The following is a 21,218-nucleotide window of genomic DNA, read 5'->3' as shown; positions in this document are numbered from 1 at the left end:
CCGCCCCGCCCCGCGACGGGACGGGACCACACCGGGCCGACTGTACGTACGTCAGCCCGTCAGCTCATCAGCCGCGCACCCGGATCACCCGCAGCGCGGGCGACGACAGGATGTCCTTCTCGCAGAACCTCGCCCTGACCCACTTCTCGGCCGAGAACAGCCGTGTCTGGTCCGCGAAGTGCGGCGAGTTCGGATTCGACGACTGGGAGTACGTCAGCAGCGTGCGGGCCACCGGGCAGCGGCTGTCGTCCCAGCCCACGGCCTGGATGTGGCTGGAGCCGAACGCGTTGTCGCGGTAGCCGCCGCTCGCCGTGTCCCACACGGGCTCGATCTTGTTCCACACCCCGAGGGACTCCGTGCCGCCGCCGACCGGCAGGCGCTGACCCTTCCGTACGACGTACTGGTGCTCCCCGAGCTTGGCGTTCAGCGGAATGCCCGCCGCGCGCAGCTCCGTCACCGCGTCGGCGAGGGCTCTGGTGAAGCCCGGCGCGTCCGTGTTGAGCGTGTTGGGGGTGCCGACCGGGTCCGCCGCCGAGAACGGCACCTTCCAGCGCTGCGCGGACGGCACGGCGCCGAGCAGCTTGCGCCAGAAGCGGTCGAAGAGCAGCGCGCCCCGGCTGTCGCTGTTCATGGTGCGGTCCCAGGACGCCAGCACACCGCACGCCTGACTGACGTCAACTGCCGTACCGGTGCTACCTGTTGCCGTACCACCCGGCAGGGCCGCGCATGCCCGGGCCGCGTCGGCGGCGGCCAGCGCGCCCGACGTGGAACGGTTCGCGAACTGCTGCCGCTGGAGATCCGCGACCGTCAGCCCGCCCTTCGCGGCCAGCGCCGCCACATCGGCGACGGCACCCCGGGTGCGCGGTGAGGCGGCCGTGCGCACCGGGCCGAAGATCCGCTCGTACCCGGTGATCGGCTTGTCGAGATTCGTCAGCCACGCACTGTCGTTGGAGTTCTCGACGTACGGCGTGTCCTTCAGAGTCGGCATCCGCGAGGGCCCGAATATTCCGGGCGCCACGGCGTCCGGGTCGTCGCCGATGGCGCAGTCGGCGCGTGAGCCGTCGAGGACCGCGACCCCCGCCGCCGGATAGAGGACCTTGCCGAGCGGAGTCGAACAGGCGGCGGCCAACTCGTTGGTGACCCGGGGGAGTACCTGCGACTGGGCGAACAGGGAGTGCCCCGAGGAGTCGGCGGCGACGGTGTTCACCCAGGGTATGCCCTGGTGCTGGTCAAGGGAGTTGAGGACGTCGGCGGTGCCGCGTGCCTTGCTGAAGCCGAGCGAGGTGTCGTAGAAGCGCATGTTCGCCGCGTTCGGGTCGTTGAGCGCGAACGCCGTCGTCGTGGTCCAGGGCAACGGGAGATCGCCGCCGGGGGAGAGGACGACGGGGCCGTAGCGGGTCCACCACTGGGTGCGGGTCACCGGCGCGCCGTCCTTCACCGCCACCGTCACTGAGCGGCGTGTCATCCGTTCCGGCTTGCCGTCGACCAGGTACGTCGTCGGGTCGGCGGGGTCCAGCTTCAGCTGGTGCAGACTGAGGGGCACCCCGGTGGCCACGGTGTGGCTCCACGCCACGTTCGCGTTGTACCCGATGGAGATCGTCGGCGAGCCGAGCAACGAACCGCCCGCGACGTTCAGTTCACCCGGGATCGTCTGCTGGGACTGCCAGAACCGGCGTCCGCCCTTCCACGGGTAGTGCGGGTTGCCGAGCAGCAGGCCGCGGCCGTTGGCGGTCGTACTGCCGTTGAACGCCACCGCGTTGGAGCCCATGTCGGAGAGGTCGAACAGCTCGCGCGCACCCTTGGCGGCGTCAGCGGCGTCCGGGAGAGCCGACTTCGCGGCTGTGGTGGACGCGGCCGGAGGCTGCGCTGCGGTGATCGCGTCCACGAGGCCGCCCTGTCCGCCGAGCACCGCGAGGGCGTAGGCGCGGGTGGCCACGTCGACACCCGTCACGGGCCGGACCCAGGCGGCGCCCGCACAGGCCGGGTCCTTGACCCGGTTCTGCTTCAGCCAGGCGTTATAGCCGGCCGCCCAGCCGTTCATCAGGTCCTTGACGGCCCGGCTCGGGCCCAGTGGCGCCGGCTGGGCGATCAGCCGCTTGACCGTGCCGTTGTCCCGCACTCCACGGAAGTACAGGTCACTGGAGAGGTTGTCGGAGGCGTCGGAGAGCGAGAAGTCGGTCTCGGCGTCGGGGCCGAACCAGCGCGAGCGGTCGCCGCGCAGGGTCACAAAGCCGTCGGCGAGCACACACACCTGGTCGGCGGCCTGCGCCCAGCCGCTGCCGAAGCCGAGGTTCGCGTAGTCCTTCGCGACGATGTGCGGGATGCCGTACTCGGTGTAACGGATCACGGCGGACAGGCCGCCGTGGGAGGGATGTTGCTGTGACGCCTGCGATGCCTGTGAAGGCCCGCTCTGCGCCGTGGCGGCGGGCAGTGCTGTGGTGGCGGTGAGTAATGCGGCGGCCGTGACGACGAGCCGTCTCAAACGGGTGCGCATCGTGTCTCCCAACGTCATTGAGGGAAGAAGCGGTTGAGCGTACCAACGGGTATGTTCCCTGGCCCCCTCCGGTGCTTGACCTCGTTCGGTGCCGGAACGAGGATCATGAGTTATGACGCAGCAATACGGGAGCACGGTTGACGGGGTGTTGCGGCGCAGCGCCCAGCGCGTTCCGGCGCGGACGGCGGTCGAGTACCGCGAGCGTGTCTGGACGTACGAGGAACTCGACGAGGCCGTGTCCCGTGCGGCGGGTGTTCTGCGTGCCGAGGGCCTGGCACCCGGCGACCGGGTCGGTGCCTACGGCCACAACTCGGACGCCTACCTGATCGCCTTCCTCGCCTGCGCCCGCGCCGGTCTCGTGCACGTCCCCGTCAACCAGAACCTGACCGGCGACGACCTCTCCTACATCGTGGACCAGTCCGGCAGCACCCTGGTCCTGGCGGACCCGGACCTCGTCGCCAGCCTCCCCGACGGCGTAAGGACCCTGCCGCTGCGCGACGCCGACGACTCACTGCTCGCCCGGCTGGCCGGCACCGCGCCCTACGACGGCCCCGAGTCGCGCACCGAGGACCTGGTGCAACTGCTGTACACGTCCGGGACCACCGCGCTGCCCAAGGGCGCGAAGATGACCCACCGCTCCCTGGTGCACGAGTACCTGAGCGCGATCGCCGCCCTCGACCTGAGCCCCGGCGACCGGCCCGTGCACTCGCTGCCCCTCTACCACTCGGCGCAGATGCACGTGTTCCTGCTGCCGTATCTCGCGGTCGGCGCCCCGAACGTCATCCTCGACGCACCGGACGGCGACGCGATCCTCGACCTCGTCGAGGCCGGCCGGGCGGACAGCCTGTTCGCGCCGCCGACCGTGTGGATCGGCCTCGCCAACCGCCCCGACTTCGCGACCCGCGACCTGAGCGGACTGCGCAAGGCGTACTACGGGGCGTCGATCATGCCGGTACCCGTCCTGGAGCGGCTGCGCGAGCGACTCCCGAAGCTCGCCTTCTACAACTGCTTCGGCCAGAGCGAGATCGGTCCCCTCTCCATGGTTCTCGGGCCCTACGAGCACAAGGGCCGGCTGGACTCCTGCGGGCGGCCGGTGCTGTTCGTGGACGCGCGGGTGGTCGGTGAGGACGGCGAGGAGGTGCCCGACGGCACGGTCGGCGAGGTCGTCTACCGGTCTCCGCAGCTGTGCGAGGGCTACTGGGAAAAGCCCGAGGAGACGGCCGCCGCCTTCCGCGACGGCTGGTTCCACTCCGGTGACCTGGTCGTCCGGGACGCCGACGGTTTCTACACCGTCGTCGACCGGGTGAAGGACGTCATCAACTCCGGTGGCGTACTGATCGCCTCACGTCAGGTCGAGGACGCCCTTTACACCCACGAGGCGGTCGCCGAGGTGGCCGTCGTCGGTCTTCCCGACGAGCGCTGGATCGAGGCGGTCACAGCGGTCGTCGTCCCGCGCGGCGAGGTGACGGAGGCCGAACTCATCGCCCACGCCCGCGAGAAGCTCGCCCACTTCAAGGCACCGAAGCGGGTTGTGTTCGTGGACGAGCTGCCGCGCAACGCGAGCGGGAAGATCCTCAAGCGGGAGCTGAGGGACCGTTTCGCGGGTTCCTGACCGTCAGTTCTCGTCGCCGGCGGCGGTGAAGGTCGCTTCCGAGGTGCTGACCGTCCCGGCAGTGCGACCGGGGGCGCTCTGCCACTGCCAGTAGAGGTTGGTGTGCGAGATCACCTCGGCCGGCGTCGGAGCGCCGTACTGCGTGAGGTCCTCCGTTGTGTGGGCGTCGCCGACCAGCGTCACGTCGTATCCGCGAACGATGCCGCCGTGCAGGGTCGAGCGGATGCACGCGTCGGTCTGGGCGCCCGTGACGACCAGCCGGCCGACCCCGCGTTCGGCGAGGACGTCCTCCAGTTCGGTGGCCTCGAAGGAGTCACCGTACTTCTTGTGGACGAGGGGCTCGGTGTCGCGGCGGACCAGTTCCGGCACGTACTCCCAGCTTTCGCTGCCCGTCTTCAGCTCGTCGCTGGAGTGCTGCACCCAGACCACGGGCACGCTCTCTGTGCGAGCCTTGTCGACAAGGGCGTTGATGTTCGCGATCACCTCGTCGCGGTTGTGGGAGCTGTCCACCACGCCGTTCTGGACGTCGATGACGAGCAGGGCGCTGTTCGGGCGGTCGGGCAGGGTCGTCATGGGAACCTCTTAGTCTCCTCGGCGCGGATGCTGATCTCGCCACCCACACTAGAACCGACCACTGACAACGGCACCTGACCTGGCACTTTCCCCGTCGGGCACGTCTCAGGGCGAGCTGATGTCCACCACCTGCCTGGCCCTACTGCTTCTCCGGCCCGTACGCCGTCATGAAGCGGTCCCGGAACTTGTCCATGCTCCACTCCGGGGCGTCGGCCGCGGGCTTGAGTCCGTCGGTCCAGCCCCAGTCGGCGACGCGGTCCAGCACCTTCGGGTCGCGGGCGACGATCGTGACCGGCACGTCCTTGTTGGTGCTGCCCCCTGTGACCGTCGGGACGGGCTGGTGGTCGCCGAGGAAGACAAGGACGGTGTTGTCGTCGCCGTAGCGCTGGACCCACTGGGTCAGGCTGTCCAGGGAGTATTGGACGGCCTTGCGGTACTCGGTCCGTACGCGCGTGGCGCTCTTCCAGACCTCCGTGGGGTTCGTGCCCTCTTTCTTGATCTTGTTGAAGACCGTACCGTCCCCGAGGTCGTTCCAGTCGATCATGTGGGCGATGGGGGACCAGGGGTTGTGGCTGGAGGCCAGGATGATCTCCGCCACGATCGGGTCGCGGTCCTTCTTCCCGTGTTCCAGCTTCTGGAAGGCCTCCAGGCTGAACTGGTCCGGTACAGGTGTCCAGCTGAAGTACGGACCCTGATAGCCGAGGTGCGTGGAGTCGTAGATGTTGTCGAGGCCGAAGTACTTGCCCTCGGGCCAGGACTTCCGGACGCCGGGGACGATGCCGACCGTGCGCCAGGCTCCGGTCTTCTGGAAGTAGCTGGTGAGGGTGGCGCGGTCACTGGTGGTCACGGTCCGGTACCGCTGCTGGTTCTTGACCCACAGACCGGACAGGAACGTCGTGTGGGCGAGCCAGCTGCCGGCGCCCGTCACGGGTGACGTGAGCCAGCCGCTGCGCGCAGCGAAACCGGCCGACTTGAGCCTGGCGTCGCCCTCCTTGAGCGTCGCGTCGATCTCCGGGGCCATCGCCGGATCGTCGATCGCCACCCGGCCGTAGCTCTCGACGAAGGTGAACAGCACGTCCTTGCCGCGCAGTCCGGTCAGCAACTGGTCGGACGGGGTGTTGGCGAAGGCGTCGACCCTGAGCTGCTTGTCGAAGACCTCGGCGTCCCCGAGGCCGTCGCGTACGTACTGCACACGGTTGGAGAGGTACTGGCTGTAGCCCTTGGTCGCGATCGTCACACCACCTGACTGCACACCCATGGTGAAGCAGACGATCCACGCGGTGCCGAGGGCCAGCGTGCCGCGCACGGCCATGGGGCGGTGCCGGGCCATCAGGTCGGCCAGCCGCACCACCGCGAGCGCGCTCACCACGAGAACGGCGATCAGCAGCACGATCACGCCGATCACCGCGAGCACCTCACCCGAGCGGCCGAGCGAGTCCTTCAGGAAGTCCGCCGCGTCGTTCAGCAGAACCCAGTCGAAGACCAGGTCGAACGGCCGGGCCAGGGTCTGGTAGAAGCCCATGTCGAGGCACTTCAGGACGGTGGACAGCCCGATGAACGACCCCAGGACGACGGCCGTGATCCGCCGTGCCCTCGACGGCAGTACGAGCAGCACAGCCGCGAGGAAGATCGCCTCGACAGGCAGGCGGAGGAACGAATCAAAGCTGATCCGGTCGAGGCGGTTGGGCATGAGGAGCACGCCGAGCACCATCGCACCGGCCAGGACACTCGTACCCACCCGCACGGCACGTGCGGCGCGGGGGAAACGTCGGCGCCAGCCGAACCAGCCGGGGCGGGCAGCAGCGGAGGCGGCGCCGCTCGGGTCGGGTTCGTCGGTGGACGCGGAGTCGGAGGCCGCCGCGTCGGCGGACTCGCCGTCGGCGGAAGCCGCACGGGGGACGACGGCCTGGTTGGGCACCTTCCCGTCCTCTGCGCCGTCGGCCGGCTCCTCCACTGCGGGGCGTGGGCCCGGCTCGTCCGCCTCCGCCTCCGCGGTCGTCGTCGGCCCGGTCGTTTCGTCCGTCACGCCGGCCGCTTCCCTGTCGGCCGGTTCCACGTCCGCCGGGGCGCCGGGCTCGGTGTCGTTCACCGCGGGAGCGGTCGAGGCCTCCTCGGCTGTGGTCCCGTCCGGTCCGTCCGCGTCCGTCTCCGGCAGTTGACGAGGGGGCGTGTGGTGCGACACCCGAGGGTCCTTCCGTGCGAAGCCGCTGATGGCACGGCGGCCCGGGCCCGCAGGGCAGGGCCGCCAACCTCGCGTACGGCTCTGCGTCACCCTCCGTTCAAACCGGGTCAACCGCGCGCACAGAGTACGCCCGCAGTCCCGGCCGGCTCACGGGCGGGTCGCGGCCCCCCGCCTACCGGTCCGCGCCGACCGCCACCTCCTGGGCCCACCGGTAGTCCGCCTTGCCACTGGGCGACCGCTGTATCGCCTCGGTGATCACAAGCTGGCGAGGGATCTTGTAACCGGCCAGATGCGTACGGCAGTGGGACTGGACGTCCTCAAGCGAGGGCAGTGGCGCCCCCTTCCGCAACTGCACCACCGCAGCCACATGGTTTCCCCACCTCGGGTCCGGGACGCCGGCCACGAGCGCGTCGTACACGTCAGGATGGGACTTGAGCGCCTGCTCGACCTCCTCCGGATACACCTTCTCGCCTCCGGTGTTGATGCACTGCGAACCCCGGCCGAGGACGGTGACGACACCCTCCTCGTCGACCGTCGCCATGTCGCCGAGCAGCACCCACCGCTTGCCGTCCCGCTCGAAGAAGGTGTCCGCCGTCTTCCGCGGGTCGTTGTAGTAGCCGAGCGGTACGTGGCCGCACTGGGCGATCCGGCCCACCTCGCCCGCGGGCACCGGCTCGTGGGTTGCCGGATCCACCACCTGGGTCCGGGAGTTGACGCGGATGCGGAAGCCGCGCTCAGGGCCCGAGTCCGCGGTCGCCGTACCGTTGAAGCCCGACTCCGACGACCCGAAGTTGTTGAGCAGCATGACGTTCGGGACCAGGGCCTGGAAGTCGGCTCGTACCGTCTCCGACATGATCGCGCCGGAGGAAGAGACGCTGAACAGGGCTGAGCAGTCCGTGCCCTTCATGGGCCCGCTGAGGGCGTCGATCAGTGGACGCAGCATCGCGTCGCCCACCAGGGACACGCTGGTGACCTTCTCCTTCTCGATCGTACGCAGCACGTCCTCGGCGGTGAACTTACGGTGGATCACCACCCGTTGGCCGAAGTTGAAGCCGATGAAGGCGGTCAGGGTCGAGGTGCCGTGCATCAGCGGGGGAGTGGGGAAGAAGGTGATCCCCTCGCCGCCGGCTGCGACCCGCTCGGCCAGCTCCTGCGGGGACTTGACCGGCTCGCCGGTGGGAGCGCCACCGCCCAGCCCCGAGAAGAACAGGTCCTCCTGGCGCCACATCACGCCCTTGGGCATGCCCGTGGTGCCGCCGGTGTAGATGATGAACTGGTCGTCGCCCGAACGGGCCGGGAAGCCCCGCTCCGGGGACCCGGCGGCCTCGGCCTCGATGAAGGGCACTGCCCCCAACTCCGTTGATTCCGGCGACGGTTCGCCCACGCGGATCAGATGCCGCAGCGCCGTGGCCCGCGGCCGTGCCGCCGCCACCCGCTCCGTGAACTCCGCGTCGAACACCAGGGCCGCGAGGGCGGCGTCCCGGTAGAGGTACACCAACTCCTCTTCCACGTAACGGTAGTTGACGTTGACCGGCACGACCCGCGCCTTCAGGCACCCCAGTACCGTCTGGAGGTACTCGACCCCGTTGTAGAGATGCAGGCCCAGATGCTCGCCGGGGCGAATCCCGCTGTCGATCAGATGATGGGCTACCCGGTTGGCGGCGGCGTCCAACTCCGCGTAGGTCAGGCGCCGTTCCGCGCCCGTACCGGGGTGGTCGAGATACACGAGCGCCGCACGATCCGGCACGACGTCCACGACCGACTCGAACAGGTCGGCAAGGTTGTACTCCACCGCTCCTCCTGACCCTGGGCATCCCTGGCGGTTGTCGGCTCGCCGTCATCAGAGCAAAGGGCGCGGCAACTGTGAAGGGGCGGCGCCGAAGAAATCTGACTACCTGTCAGAAAACCCTTGAAGTGCTTCCTCCGCTCCTGCAACCTGTTCTCGTTCTTTCACCTGTTCTCGTTCTTTCAGAGGGGAGATGGGCGATGGGTGGCACGGAACACCTGACCGTTCGGCGTGAGAACGCCACGCTGGTGCTCACACTCAACCGGCCGGAAGCCAAGAACGCGCTCTCGCTGCCGATGCTCGTAGGGCTGTACGACGGCTGGGTCGAGGCGGACGAGGACGACGACGTCCGCTCGATCGTGCTCACCGGGGCGGGGGGAGCCTTCTGTGCCGGGATGGATCTGAAAGCGCTGGCCGGGAGTGGTCTTGAGGGGGAGGAGTACCGCCACCGGCTCAAGGCCGACCCCGATCTGCACTGGAAGGCGATGCTGCGCCACCACCGACCCCGCAAACCGGTGATCTCCGCGATCGAGGGCTACTGCGTCGCCGGCGGCACGGAGATCATCCAGGGCACCGACATCCGGGTCGCGGGTGAGTCTGCGACCTTCGGACTCTTCGAGGTCAAGCGCGGCCTCTTCCCGATCGGCGGCTCCACGGTCCGCCTCCAACGGCAGATCCCCCGCACCCACGCCCTGGAAATGCTGCTGACCGCACGCCCGTACAGCGCCCAGGAGGCCGCCGCGATCGGGCTGATCGGACACGTCGTCCCCGACGGGACCGCCCTGGACAAGGCCCTGGAGATCGCCGAACGCATCAACGCCTGCGGCCCGCTCGCCGTCGAGGCCGTCAAGGCCTCGGTCTACGAGACCGCCGAACTGACCGAGACCGAAGGGCTCGCCGCCGAACTCAAGCGCGGCTGGCCCGTCTTCGACACCGCCGACGCCAAGGAAGGCACCCGTGCCTTCGCCGAGAAGCGCCCACCCGTCTACCGGCGGGCCTGACCCGCGAAGGAGTGCACCAGGATGACCACCGAAGTCCTCAAAGCCCCCCTGGTCGTCGAATTCCCCTTCACCCGCTCCCTGGGCCCCGTCCAGAGCGCCTTCCTGACCGGCCTGCGCGAACAGGTCGTCCTCGGTGTCCGCGCCACCGACGGCCGCATCCTCGTCCCGCCCGTCGAGTACGACCCGGTGACCGCCGACGAGATACGCGACCTCGTGCAGGTCGCCCCCACCGGCACCGTCACCACCTGGGCCTGGAACCACGCCCCGCGTCGCGGCCAGCCCCTGGACACGCCCTTCGCCTGGGTCCTGGTCCGGCTCGACGGAGCCGACACGGCCCTGCTGCACGCCCTCGACGCCCCCGGCTCCGACGCGGTACACACCGGAATGCGTGTCCGCGTCCGCTGGGCGGCGGAGCGCTCGGGCGCGATCACGGACATCGCCTGCTTCGAACCGTACGAAGGCACGAGCGGCGATGAAGTGGCCGAACACGACGGCCAGTTCGAGTCCATGGTGACCGGCATCGTCGCCCAGGCCCGCCTCGACTACACCTACTCGCCCGGCCGCGCCCAGACCGCCTACATCAACGCCCTCGCCGACCGGCGGATCGTCGGCGAACGCTGCCCGTCCTGCCGGAAGGTGTACGTCCCGCCCAGGGGCGCGTGTCCCACCTGCGGTGTCGCCACGGCCGAGCAGGTCCAGGTGGGTCCCGGGGGCACGGTCACCACCTTCTGCATCGTCAACATCAAGGCGCGCAACCTCGACATCGAAGTGCCGTACGTCTACGCGCACATCGCCCTCGACGGCGCCGACCTCGCCCTGCACGGCCGGATCGGGGGCATCCCATACGACCAGGTCCGCATGGGGCTGCGGGTGGAGCCAGTGTGGACGGAGGGGGGCCGCTACCCCGACCACTACCGGCCCACCGGCGAACCCGACGCGGACTACGAGACGTTCAAGGAGCTGCTGTGACACGCGAGATCGCCGTCGTCGCCTTCGCACAGACCGATCACCGGCGCACCAGTGACGAGTTCTCCGAGGTCGAGATGCTCATGCCCGTGCTGCACGAGGTGCTCGACGCGACCGGGCTGAAGACCAGCGACATCGGCTTCACCTGCTCCGGCTCCTCCGACTACCTCGCCGGCCGCGCCTTCTCCTTCACCCTTGCCCTCGACGGGGTCGGCGCCTGGCCGCCGATCTCCGAGTCGCACGTGGAGATGGACGGGGCGTGGGCGCTGTACGAGGCCTGGACCAAACTGCTCACGGGCGACGCCGACACGGCACTCGTGTACGCGTACGGCAAGTCCTCGCCGGGCTCGGTGCGTGATGTCCTCACCCGGCAGCTAGACCCGTACTACGTCGCCCCCCTGTGGCCGGACTCCGTGGCGCTCGCCGCGCTCCAGGCGCAGGCGCTCATCGACGCGGGCGACACAGACGAGCCCGCACTCGCCGCCGTCGCCGCCCGGAGCCGGGCGGACGCCCAGGACAACTCCCATGCCCAGCTGCGGGGTTCGGTGCCGCACGGGGAGTACGTCGTGCATCCGCTGCGTACCGGCGACTGTCCGCCGATCGGCGACGGGGCCGCCGCAGTGATCCTCGCGGCCGGTGATCGCGCCCGGGAACTGTGCGAGCGGCCCGCCTGGATCCGGGGCATCGACCACCGCATCGAGGCACACTCGCTCGGTGTCCGCGAACTGACCGACTCGCCGTCGACGCGGCTCGCCGCAGAGAAGGCCGGCGCCTTCGAACGGCCCATCGACACCGCCGAGTTGCACGCGCCGTTCACCTCTCAGGAAGTGGTCCTCAGGAAGGCACTCCGGCTGGGTGACGACGTCCGCGTGAACCCGTCCGGCGGCGCCCTCGCCGCCAACCCGATCATGGCCGCCGGGCTCATCCGCATCGGCGAGGCCGCCGCTCGTATCCACCGGGGCGAGTCCGACCGGGCCCTCGCCCACGCCACCTCCGGGCCCTGTCTCCAGCAGAACCTGGTCGCCGTACTCGAAGGGGAGCCCCGTCATGCCCAGTGAGCCAGTGGCGGTCGTCGGGATCGGCCAGACCAAGCACGTCGCCGCCCGCCAGGACGTGTCCATGGCCGGATTGGTACGGGAAGCCGCGGGGCGGGCGCTCGCGGACGCCGAGTTGACGTGGGCCGACATCGACGCCGTCGTCATCGGCAAGGCGCCCGACTTCTTCGAGGGCGTCATGATGCCCGAGCTGTACCTCGCCGACGCGCTCGGCGCGGTCGGCAAACCGATGCTGCGCGTGCACACGGCAGGCTCGGTCGGCGGGTCCACGGCCCTCGTCGCCACGAACCTCGTCCGCTCCCGCGTCCACGCCACCGTCCTCACCCTGGCCTACGAGAAACAGTCCGAGTCGAACGCCATGTGGGGACTGTCCCTGCCGATCCCCTTCCAGCAGCCACTGCTGGCCGGGGCCGGCGGCTTCTTCGCCCCGCACGTCCGTGCCTACATGCGACGCAGCGGCGCCCCCGACACCGTCGGCTCGCTGGTCGCGTACAAGGACCGGCGCAACGCGCTCAAGAACCCGTACGCGCATCTGCACGAGCACGACATCACGCTGGAGAAGGTCCAGGCCTCGCCGATGCTGTGGGACCCGATCCGCTACTCCGAGACCTGCCCCTCCTCCGACGGCGCCGTCGCGATGGTCCTCACCGACCGCGCCGGAGCCGCCCGCGCACCGCGCCCGCCCGCCTGGCTGCACGGCGGCGCGATGCGCAGCGAACCCACGCTCTTCGCAGGCAAGGACGCGGTGTCACCGAAGGCGGGCCAGGACTGCGCGGCCGACGTGTACCGGCAGGCCGGGATCGCCGACCCGCGCCGGGACATCGACGCCGTCGAGATGTACGTCCCGTTCTCCTGGTACGAACCCATGTGGCTGGAGAACCTCGGCTTCGCCGCCGAGGGCGAGGGCTGGAAACTCACCGAGGCCGGGGTCACCGAACTCGACGGAGACCTGCCCGTCAACATGTCGGGCGGCGTTCTGTCGAGCAATCCGATCGGTGCCTCCGGCATGATCCGCTTCGCGGAAGCAGCCCTTCAGGTGCGCGGGCTGGCCGGAGAACACCAGGTGGACGGGGCCCGCAGGGTTCTCGGGCACGCCTACGGAGGCGGCTCCCAGTTCTTTTCCATGTGGCTTGTCGGCAGCGAACCGCCCGCCTCCTGAAGCGTCCCCCTCACGTGGCCTGTCGGCGGCAGGAACCGATGGCTAGGCTGACGGCGGACGACGTAACCGGGAGGAGCACGGACGTGGCCGAGAGCACGATCCAGGAGCACCCGCTCGCGGGCTGGGACAAGCCGGAGCTGGACCTCAGCAACGCCGACTGGCAGTCCAGCAGCAGTGGGCGAGGGGATGTCCAGATCGCCTTTGTCGAGGGGTTCATCGCGATGCGCAACAGTGGCCGCCCGCACAGCCCTTCCCTGATTTTCACGCCCGCGGAATGGGGCGCGTTCGTGTCGGGGGCACGGGAAGGGGAGTTCGACCTGACCTGAGACCGCGTTGCGACCTGAGACCGCGTTGACCTCGAGGTGAAGCCGCGACAGGGGCTGCCCGGCGAACGCCAGGGCTGCCCCTGCGGTGCTAATGGATGCCTCGGGGATTAGCATTAGCCTCATGCGGGACCTGATCACCAGCGACATCACGAGCGACGCGCGGCTCGCCCTCGACCTCGCCCTCACCGTTCGCCACGACGGCGACGGCGGCATCGCCGACGACCTCACCGACACCGCCGGCCTCGCCACCTGGGTGCGCGCCCACCACGACACCCTGCCCGACGTCGATGTCTTCGTCGCCGACGAGGCCGCGCTGAACGCCGTACGGGAACTGCGTGCCGCCGTGCGGACCCTCTTCGCGCGCGCGGTGCGGCCCGGGGAACCGAGCCCGGCGGACGCGGCACAGTTGCTGCCCCTGTCCGAGGCGCTGCGGCGGCTCAACGCGGCTGCCGCCCGCACACCCACCGTCCCCGTGCTCGACTGGGCCGACGACGCCGAACCCGTCGTACGTCACCAGGGCGTACGAGGTGAAGGGGAGGTCGTGGCCGTGCTCGCGCGGGCCGCTGTCGCCTTTCTCGCCGGTGCGGACCGGGAACGGCTGCGGGCCTGCCACGCTCCTCGCTGCGTGCGCTACTTCCTCAAGGAGCATCCGCGTCAGGAGTGGTGCAGACCCGCCTGCGGGAACCGGGCCCGTGTCGCCCGCCACCACGAGCGGCACAAGCAGGCGGGCTAGCGGTACGTAGAGCTTGTGCGGCTCCCGCGGGACTGGCAGTTCGGCGGAGCCCGTACCATGGCTGTATGTCGTTCCTCCGCCGCCGCAGCGCCACTCCCGCCGGCCCCGACTTCGATGTTCTGGCCATGGATCCGGGTGACTGGCCCGGCAACCTCGGCGCGGGCCTGTTGCCTGCCCCCGATGGCAGCTGTCAGGGCGTGTTCCTGCGCTACGACCTGTTCGGCGGCCGTGGCCCCGCGATGGTCATCGGCAACCTGCCCGAGGGCTCCCCGGCCCGTGACGTCGCCGAGGACGAGGTCCCGTTCGAGGTGGCCCAGCTGCTGGTGGCCCTGGAGAACGAGGAGGAGGTCACCGTCGTCGGCACCGAGGACATGCCGGTGATGCAGGGCGACAACCTCCTGATCGTGCGCCGTCTCAAGCTCTCCGAGAGCCGGATCGCCTGTGTGCAGTTCGACCGCAGTGACAACGTCCTGGTGACCATCGCCGCCTGGGACCGTCCGATCACGGACGATCTGTACGCCCTGCTGAAGCCGCTGCCCGCGGAGCTCTTCCAGACGGCCTGAAGTGACGCCCGCAGAGGTGGGGGCCGGTTTCCGCCGCGCGGCGGAAACCGGCCCCCACCTCTGTCGTCGGTTGCTCAGGACAGCGTGAGCCGTACGTCCGCCGCCCGGACGAACGCCACCCGGTGGCCGAACTGGATCTCGTAGTACTGATCCTTGCCGACCACGACCCGGTGCGAGGCCGTGTCGAATTTGACGGCGTAGTAGTACTCGCCCGGGACCTTCTCCCCGGCTACGTACTTCTGGCCCGCCGGCAGCTTGTACGGCAGTGGCGAGACCGCCTGGGCAGGCACGTCCGCCGGGTAGGCCGAGGCCTCCGGGTACGCCCTTCCGTACACCGGGACCTCCGTCAGACCGTCCTTCGGTGTCACGACCGCGCCGACGGCACTCACCGCCGTCGGGTTCTTGGCCGGGTTCTGGAACCAGGCCTTCTGGCCCAGGTACCAGATCGCCGTCCAGTCGCCCCTGCGCTCGGCGACGGCGTACTGCTGGCCGGTGGACACCCGCGACCCGATGTCGTTGACGCCGATCGACGAGGTGCCGTCGCCCGAGGGATGCGTCCCGATGTCCTTGACCAGCGCCGACGCGGTGTCCGGCTGCGAGTACAGCCGCACCTCGCTCGACCCGTGCGTCGCGCACGCCTGGCCAGACGTGACACAGCCCGTGTATGTCGGCCGGTTCGACGAGTAGTCCGGCCGGATCGTCACCACTCCGCTGTCGCCCCGCACATGGGCCGTGCGCTCGAAGGGGCGGCCCAGCAGCGTGAAGTAGTGCCGCCAGTCCCAGTACGGGCCCGGGTCGGTGTGCATACCGGAAACCGTCGAGGTGGTCGGACCGGGTACGTTGTCGTGGCCGAGGATGTGCTGCCGGTCCAGCGGGATGCCGTACTTGGCCGCCAGGTACTTCACCAGGCGGGCCGACGTCCGGTACATCGCCTCCGTGTACCAGGCGTCCGGGTTCGCCAGGAACCCCTCGTGCTCCAGCCCGATCGACTTGGCGTTGACGTACCAGTTGCCCGCGTGCCAGGCGACGTCCTTCGCCTTCACGTGCTGCGCGATATGGCCGTCGGTGGAGCGCAGCGTGTAGTTCCAGGAGACGTAGGTCGGGTCCTGGACCATGTTCAGTACGCCTTCCCAGGCGCCCTCGGTGTCATGGACGACGATGTACCGGATGCTCTGGCCGGCCGGCCTGTTGCCCAGGTCGTGGTTGCCGTAGTCGCCCTCGCCGAACTCCTCGTACGGAGCCGGAATCCACTCGCAGGACACCGTCGCCGGGCACTCGGTGCCTGCCGCGGACCCTTTTCGCAGCCCGGTCCGCTTCAACTGGGCTGTTTCGGGGGCTAGTTCAGGGCGTGCGGCGAGGGCGACCAGCTGTCCCTCGTCGGTCGTGCGCTCCTCACCGGTGCGCAGCACGTCGTACACGTCAGCGGCGTACGCCGCCGCCGTCACGGTGTCGTCGGCGCCGGAGAAGCGGGCCACCGCCCCGTACCAGTCCGCCGGGTCGGCGCTCAGCGGCTCGGCCAGGTCCCGCTGGGCGGCGGCGAGCAGCGCGGCGCCCCCGGCGACGTTGGCGGCGGGGTCGGTGCGGAGCTGCTGCGCGGGCAGACCGGTCAGCTCGGCAGCCTTCGTCAACGTCCGCAGCCGGGGCGGGAGTTCGGCCTGCGTCGGCACCTCGGCGGTGGGATGCAGGGCCGGACGGGAACTGTCGCCCCGCGCGTCCTCCGTGCCCTCGCTGTGGTGCGGGGCGTTCGCGAGGGCGGTACGGGCGTCCGTGAGGTGCATCGGGCCGTAGCCGCCGGTGACGCTGGGCGCCCCGGCGTGCGTGTCCCAGCGGGACTGGAGGTAGGAAACGGCGAGCAGAAGGCTCTGCGGCACGTGGTATTCGCTCGCCGCTGTGGCGAAGGCGCGCTGCAGTCGGGTGGCCGAGGCGCCGCTGTCGGCAGGGGCCGCGCCGAGCAACGGCAGCAGCAGGGCCGCCGAGGCGAGCGCACCGGCGGCTCTGCGCAGGCGTCTGTGTCCGGGATCGGTGGAGCGGGCGGGGTCGGTGGCATGTCCTCGCAATGCGGCCTCCGGGGTCGGGCGGGCGTGGGGGAGCGGCGGACGTGCGGAGCCGTTAAGCACATTAGTGGCTCGGCTGCCCGACGGTCCGTCAATCATGCCCAGAGACCGAAGACTTCCCATGTCAACAGCGGTGCGGGAACTTTCGTGGCGACCTGTGCCCACCCATGGCGAAGGCCCGCGATGCGCCGCTGTCCAGGCGCATCACGGGCCCACGTCCCTCGTCAGCGAGTGCCGACCGCCGCGCGCACGGCCCGTCGGGCTAGCTGGCAGTCGTCGTGCAGCCGCCTCAGCAGCAGCCGCTGTTCCTCGCCGGACGGCGCGGCCCCGGGCTGGGCCGGTCCCGGTGCCGACGGGGCCGTCTCGTGCATCGAACGCTGCACGGCCAGTTCGTACGTACGGATCTCGCGCGTCAGTACCAGCATCAGGTTCACCAGGAAGGCGTCCCGTGCCGTCGGTCCCGCAACCTGCGCGAGCTGGCTGATCTGTCGCCGGGCCACCGGCGCGTCACCGAGGACCGCCCACAGCGTCGCCAGGTCGTACCCCGGCAGATACCAGCCCGCGTGCTCCCAGTCCACCAGCACTGGACCGGCCGGTGAGAGGAGGACGTTGGACAGGAGTGCGTCGCCGTGGCAGAACTGGCCCATTCCCTGGCGGCCCGCCGAGTGCGCGATGCCGTGCACGAGCTTCTGGAGGTCGCCCATGTCCCGGTCGGTGAGCAGCCCCAGCTCGTGGAACCGGGAGATACGTGCCGCGTAGTCCAGCGGGGCGTCGAACGTGCCGGCCGGCGGACGCCAGGCGTTGAGCCGGCAGATCGCGCTGAGCGCCGCCCTGATGTCCGCGCGCGGCGGTGCCTCGGCCGGATGCCGCTGCAGGGCCGCGACCCGGCCCGGCATCCGCTCGATGACCAGCGTGCAGTTGTCCGGGTCCGCCGCGATCAGCCGGGGCACCCGCACCGGCGGGCGGTGCCGCACGAACGAGCGGTATGCGGCTATCTCGTGCCGGATGCGTTCGGCCCAGGCGGGGGAATGGTCCAGTAAACACTTCGCGACGGCCGTGCTGCGTCCTGTCGTCCCGACCAGGAGCACGGAGCGTCCGCTGCGGCGCAGCACCTGTACCGGGGCGAACTCCGGGCAGATCCGGTGCACCGAGGCGATGGCCGTGCGCAGTTGGGCGCCCTGGGGTCCGGACAGGTCGAGTCTGCCGCTGAGCGGCTGGGTGCCGATCCCCGGCAGCCGTCGTGCCCGGCCGGCACCGGCACCGAGTACGGGAGCCCCCGGACGTGCGGGGTCGAGATAGGGGCCGCTGCCACCCGGGCGGGGGTGCAGGAGTCGTGGAGGGGCGGACACGGAGGACGATGCTGCGTACATGGGAGAACAGATCCCTTCGTGTGCCGACGGCGGTCATGCGCTACCCGGCCCGGCCTCCCAGGTGCACCCTGGGGAGTGTTCCTCGGTGACCGGGTCGGGGTGGCGCGTTCCTACCTGACACCCGTCGACCAGTGGCACACCATCTGGCGAACCCTGGCGAACCCTGGCGAATAGTCGCTCAGCAACTGACAGACGGTTACTGTCAACTCAGCCGAGAACCTGGGGGCTTGACGTGAGCGGACAACCCAACACTCGTCTGACGGACCTGTTCGGCCTGGCCGGCTGGTCCAAGGGCGAACTCGCGCGGCTGGTCAACCGGCAGGCGGCGGCCATGGGCCACCCCCAGCTGGCGACCGACACCTCGCGGGTGCGTCGGTGGATCGACATGGGAGAGATCCCGCGCGATCCGGTGCCACGCGTACTGGCTGCCCTGTTCACCGAGCGTCTCGGCCGTGTCGTGACCATAGAGGACTTAGGTCTGGTCCGGCACGGGCGTGTGGGGAAACGGCCGGGCGCCGGGAGTGCTGAAGCTCCCGACGGTGTGCCGTGGGCGCCCGGACGGACTGCCGCGGTCCTCACCGAATTCACGGGAATGGACCTCATGCTCAACCGACGCGGCTTGGTGGGTGCGGGCGTCGCGCTCACCGCAGGCTCCGCACTCAGTAGTGCCATGCACGACTGGCTGCACACCGACCCGACTCTCTCCGCCGACGCTCCGGACCTCGACAACCCCCTGCACGCCGATCCCGCCGGTTTCGACCGGTACGAGGCCGCCCCCATCGGGTGGCAGGAGATCGAGGAACTGGAAACCGCGGTCGAGGTGTTCCGGAAGTGGGACGCCGCCCGCGGCGGCGGGCTCCAGCGCAAGGCTGTGGTGGGTCAGCTCAACGAGGTGGGCGGCATGCTCGCCTACCGACACCCCGACCCCATCCAGCAGCGCCTGTGGGGCGTCGCCGCCAACCTCGCCGTCCTCGCCGGCTGGATGTCGCACGACGTCGGCCTGGAACCCACGGCCCAGAAGTACTTCGTCATCGCCGCCCACGCGGCCCGGGAGGGCGGCGACCGGCCGCGTGCCGGGGAGGCGCTCTCCCGGGCGGCCCGCCAGATGGTGCACCTGGGGCGGCCCGACGACGCGCTCGACCTGATGAAGCTCGCCAACTCCGGCTCGGGCGAGGAGACCCTGCCCCGCACCCAGGCCATGCTGTACACCGTCGAGGCCTGGGCACAGGCGTCGATGGGGCGCGGTCAGGCGATGCGCCGCACCCTCGGTCAGGCGGAGGACCTCTTCGTCTCCGACAAGGGTGATGTGCCGCCGCCCAGCTGGATGCAGATGTTCAAGGCGGAGGACCTGTACGGCATGCAGGCGCTGGCCTACCGCACCCTGGCGGAGCACGAACCGGCTGCGGCCGTGCAGGCCCAGTACTACGCGGAGAAGGCCCTGGAACTGCGGGTCGACGGCCGCCAGCGGTCGAAGATCTTCGACTTCCTGTCCATGGCCTCCGCCTGCTTCATCGCGGACGACCCCGAACAGGCCGCCGGATACGCGCGGTTGGCACTGGTGTCGATGGGCTCGAACTCGTCCCACCGCACCTGGGACCGGCTGCGCGAGATGTACCGGCTCACCGCCGAGTACTCCAGCTATCCGAAGGTCAACGAACTTCGCGAGGAGATCAAACTGTCGCTGCCGAAGCAGGTGAGAAGGAGCGGCACCAACACGCGGGTATAGGCAGCCCGTGGGGCCTCGCCCTGACTGCTACGGGGTCTTGGCCCTGATTTTCTACGGGGCCACCCTGGCGATCAGTACGCAGGCGTCGTCCTCGCGCTCGGTCTCGCCGAACTCCTCCACCACCGCCCGTACACATTCCTGCGCGGTCCGCGCCTCGCCGAAGCGCGGGGCCAGTTCGAGCAGGCGGTGCGCGGCGGCGGTGCCTTCCCGGCGTCCGGGCACCAGTCCGTCGGTGTGCAGGAGGAGCACATCGCCGGGTTCGAGGGTCTCCTCGGCCTGTCCGTAGACGGCGCCCGAGGTCGCGCCGAGCAGGACGCCGTCCGGTGGGTTCAGCACGCGCCCCGTCCCGTGGCGGAACAGCAGCGGGGCGGGGTGGCCTGCCTGGGCCCAGGTGAGGGTGCGGGTTTCGGGCCGGTAGCGGCAGCAGACCGCGCTGCCCAGGGCCGGCTGGACGGACGCGTCGAGTAACTGGTTGAGCCAGGTCATGAGTTGACCCGGCTGGGTGCCCGCGACGGCCATGCCGCGCAGCGCGCCCAGCAGCATCGCCATGCCCGAGGTCACGGTCACCCCATGGCCGGTGAGGTCGCCGACACTCAACAGGGTGTCGCCGTCGGACAGTTCGAGCGCGTCGTACCAGTCGCCGCCGATCAGCGCGCTCGTCGAGGAGGGGAGGTAGTGGGCGGCCAGATCCAGCGCCTGCGGTCCCTGGTGCGGGAGCCGCAGGGAGCCCCGCCACGGCGGCAGTACGGCCTCCTGCAGTTCGACCGCGAGCCGGCGCTCGGACTGAGCGTGGTGCCGGTGACGCTGCAACGAGTCACGGGTCTCGCTCACCGTCCGCTGGCTGCGCCGCAGTTCGCTGACGTCCCGCAGCACGGCCCACATCGAGGCGGTGCTGCCGTCGGCGTCGAGCACGGGCTCGCCCATCATGTGCACGGTCCGTACCCCGCCGTCGGGCCGCAGGATGCGGAACTCGCCGTCGATGGGCTTGGCGTCGATGAGACAGTCCGTGACCATCGCGGTGAGCCTCGGCCGGTCCTCGTCGAGGACCAGGGAGGGCAGTTCGTCGAGAGTGAGCGGGTCCGCGGCAGGGTCCCGGCCGAGGATCTGGAACAGCTCACCGGACCAACTGGCCTCGTCGGTAAGGAGATTCCACTCCGCGCTGCCGACCCGGCTGAGGAGCGAGTCGCGCCGGGGAACGGCCGGAGCGGCTCGGACGACGGGGACCGCCTCGGCGGCGACGGGAGCCTCGGGGAGGCGCTGTGGGCCGTCCCGCAGCTGGGCCAGGTGCTCGTCGAGGTCACTGAGTTGGTGCAGCGCCAGGTCGTACAGCGCGCGCTGCCAGCGTCCCTGCGGGTCCGATCCGTCATCAGCGGGTGTGTCCCGTCGTACGGCGTCCACGTCACCTTTGAGCTGTCGGGTCTGCGTTATGAGCGCCTCGACCGAGCCGCGCGCGGGCGGCTGGGCGGCTGGACGGTCCGCGGAGAGATGGGGCGGCATGACGCACTCCGATGAAGAGACGGTTCGACCAAGGCTTACGGAAGGACCGGTTACGACTGTTGCACAGCCTGCGACACCCTGTAAGGGATTTGGCAACACACGAGACGATGATGCTTCTGGC

Annotated in this window: 16 protein-coding genes; 9 read left to right on the top strand and 7 right to left on the bottom strand. The window is 70.1% G+C overall.

Annotated features, from left to right (window positions below; translation table 11 throughout):
* Window positions 1-67: 67 nt before the first annotated feature.
* Window positions 68-2,494: a penicillin acylase family protein gene (locus G3I56_RS13000; protein WP_164409080.1), complete on the bottom strand. Its 2,427-nt coding sequence runs from the start codon at window positions 2,492-2,494 to the stop codon at window positions 68-70.
* Window positions 2,495-2,606: 112 nt separating this feature from the next.
* Here G3I56_RS13000 and G3I56_RS12995 point away from each other — a divergent pair, with 112 nt between their 5' ends.
* Window positions 2,607-4,106: an acyl-CoA synthetase gene (locus tag G3I56_RS12995; protein ID WP_164409079.1), complete on the top strand. Its 1,500-nt coding sequence runs from the start codon at window positions 2,607-2,609 to the stop codon at window positions 4,104-4,106.
* Between the two features lie 3 nt (window positions 4,107-4,109).
* On the opposite strand, the gene G3I56_RS12990 is transcribed toward G3I56_RS12995, so the two are convergent.
* The 3 genes from G3I56_RS12990 to G3I56_RS12980 form a co-directional block, all read right to left on the bottom strand.
* Window positions 4,110-4,679, bottom strand: a complete 570-nt coding sequence (locus tag G3I56_RS12990; RefSeq protein ID WP_164409078.1) for a cysteine hydrolase family protein — start codon at window positions 4,677-4,679, stop codon at window positions 4,110-4,112.
* 139 nt (window positions 4,680-4,818) lie between these two features.
* Window positions 4,819-6,861: a sulfatase gene (locus G3I56_RS12985; RefSeq protein WP_164409077.1), complete on the bottom strand. Its 2,043-nt coding sequence runs from the start codon at window positions 6,859-6,861 to the stop codon at window positions 4,819-4,821.
* A 172-nt stretch (window positions 6,862-7,033) separates the two neighbouring features.
* The gene (locus G3I56_RS12980; protein ID WP_164409076.1) at window positions 7,034-8,653 is read right to left on the bottom strand and encodes an acyl-CoA synthetase; all 1,620 of its coding nucleotides are present in this window, start codon (window positions 8,651-8,653) and stop codon (window positions 7,034-7,036) included.
* 194 nt (window positions 8,654-8,847) lie between these two features.
* Here G3I56_RS12980 and G3I56_RS12975 point away from each other — a divergent pair, with 194 nt between their 5' ends.
* The 7 genes from G3I56_RS12975 (at window position 8,848) to G3I56_RS12945 (ending at window position 14,450) form a co-directional block, all read left to right on the top strand.
* Window positions 8,848-9,648 (top strand): crotonase/enoyl-CoA hydratase family protein, encoded by an 801-nt coding sequence (locus G3I56_RS12975; RefSeq protein ID WP_164409075.1) that lies wholly within the window; start codon window positions 8,848-8,850, stop codon window positions 9,646-9,648.
* Between the two features lie 21 nt (window positions 9,649-9,669).
* Entirely contained in the window at window positions 9,670-10,617 is a 948-nt protein-coding gene (locus G3I56_RS12970) for an OB-fold nucleic acid binding domain-containing protein (protein WP_164409074.1), read from the top strand.
* Window positions 10,614-11,672 carry a thiolase domain-containing protein gene (locus tag G3I56_RS12965; protein WP_164409073.1) on the top strand — a complete coding sequence of 353 codons (1,059 nt, stop codon included), beginning with the start codon at window positions 10,614-10,616 and terminating at the stop codon, window positions 11,670-11,672. Before G3I56_RS12970 ends, G3I56_RS12965 begins: the two co-directional genes overlap by 4 nt.
* The gene (locus G3I56_RS12960; protein ID WP_164409072.1) at window positions 11,662-12,828 is read left to right on the top strand and encodes a thiolase domain-containing protein; all 1,167 of its coding nucleotides are present in this window, start codon (window positions 11,662-11,664) and stop codon (window positions 12,826-12,828) included. The genes G3I56_RS12965 and G3I56_RS12960 overlap by 11 nt, the downstream gene beginning before the upstream one ends.
* A gap of 83 nt (window positions 12,829-12,911) precedes the next feature.
* A complete protein-coding gene (locus G3I56_RS12955; protein ID WP_055523791.1) occupies window positions 12,912-13,154 on the top strand; it encodes a DUF397 domain-containing protein in 243 nt (80 codons plus the stop codon).
* A gap of 121 nt (window positions 13,155-13,275) precedes the next feature.
* Window positions 13,276-13,887: an ABATE domain-containing protein gene (locus tag G3I56_RS12950; protein WP_164409071.1), complete on the top strand. Its 612-nt coding sequence runs from the start codon at window positions 13,276-13,278 to the stop codon at window positions 13,885-13,887.
* Between the two features lie 65 nt (window positions 13,888-13,952).
* Complete coding sequence (locus tag G3I56_RS12945) at window positions 13,953-14,450, top strand: hypothetical protein (protein WP_164312929.1); 498 nt, start codon at window positions 13,953-13,955, stop codon at window positions 14,448-14,450.
* Between the two features lie 74 nt (window positions 14,451-14,524).
* Here G3I56_RS12945 and G3I56_RS12940 read toward each other — a convergent pair whose 3' ends face one another.
* Complete coding sequence (locus tag G3I56_RS12940; protein WP_164409070.1) at window positions 14,525-16,507, bottom strand: peptidoglycan recognition family protein; 1,983 nt, start codon at window positions 16,505-16,507, stop codon at window positions 14,525-14,527.
* A 221-nt stretch (window positions 16,508-16,728) separates the two neighbouring features.
* Window positions 16,729-17,874 (bottom strand): aminoglycoside phosphotransferase family protein, encoded by a 1,146-nt coding sequence (locus G3I56_RS12935; RefSeq protein ID WP_164409069.1) that lies wholly within the window; start codon window positions 17,872-17,874, stop codon window positions 16,729-16,731.
* A gap of 232 nt (window positions 17,875-18,106) precedes the next feature.
* Between G3I56_RS12935 and G3I56_RS12930 the strand changes: the two genes are divergently transcribed.
* Entirely contained in the window at window positions 18,107-19,600 is a 1,494-nt protein-coding gene (locus tag G3I56_RS12930; RefSeq protein WP_164409068.1) for a hypothetical protein, read from the top strand.
* Window positions 19,601-19,651: 51 nt separating this feature from the next.
* Here the strand turns inward: G3I56_RS12930 and G3I56_RS12925 are convergent, their stop codons facing one another.
* The gene (locus G3I56_RS12925) at window positions 19,652-21,097 is read right to left on the bottom strand and encodes a PP2C family protein-serine/threonine phosphatase (protein WP_164409067.1); all 1,446 of its coding nucleotides are present in this window, start codon (window positions 21,095-21,097) and stop codon (window positions 19,652-19,654) included.
* Window positions 21,098-21,218 lie beyond the last annotated feature (121 nt).

Source organism: Streptomyces sp. SID12488 (genome assembly GCF_010548275.1).
Taxonomy (GTDB): domain Bacteria; phylum Actinomycetota; class Actinomycetes; order Streptomycetales; family Streptomycetaceae; genus Streptomyces.
Note: the sequence above shows the minus strand (reverse complement) of the source record. Positions and strands in the feature narration are given on the sequence as shown.

Coding starts and splice junctions, on each gene's coding strand:
- G3I56_RS12935 (WP_164409069.1), bottom strand. CDS start 17,874: ATGTACGCAGCATCGTCCTCCGTGTCCGCCCCTCCACGACTCCTGCAC.
- G3I56_RS12925 (WP_164409067.1), bottom strand. CDS start 21,097: ATGCCGCCCCATCTCTCCGCGGACCGTCCAGCCGCCCAGCCGCCCGCG.
- G3I56_RS12950 (WP_164409071.1), top strand. CDS start 13,276: ATGCGGGACCTGATCACCAGCGACATCACGAGCGACGCGCGGCTCGCC.
- G3I56_RS12975 (WP_164409075.1), top strand. CDS start 8,848: ATGGGTGGCACGGAACACCTGACCGTTCGGCGTGAGAACGCCACGCTG.
- G3I56_RS12970 (WP_164409074.1), top strand. CDS start 9,670: ATGACCACCGAAGTCCTCAAAGCCCCCCTGGTCGTCGAATTCCCCTTC.
- G3I56_RS12960 (WP_164409072.1), top strand. CDS start 11,662: ATGCCCAGTGAGCCAGTGGCGGTCGTCGGGATCGGCCAGACCAAGCAC.
- G3I56_RS12990 (WP_164409078.1), bottom strand. CDS start 4,679: ATGACGACCCTGCCCGACCGCCCGAACAGCGCCCTGCTCGTCATCGAC.
- G3I56_RS12995 (WP_164409079.1), top strand. CDS start 2,607: ATGACGCAGCAATACGGGAGCACGGTTGACGGGGTGTTGCGGCGCAGC.
- G3I56_RS12945 (WP_164312929.1), top strand. CDS start 13,953: ATGTCGTTCCTCCGCCGCCGCAGCGCCACTCCCGCCGGCCCCGACTTC.
- G3I56_RS13000 (WP_164409080.1), bottom strand. CDS start 2,494: ATGCGCACCCGTTTGAGACGGCTCGTCGTCACGGCCGCCGCATTACTC.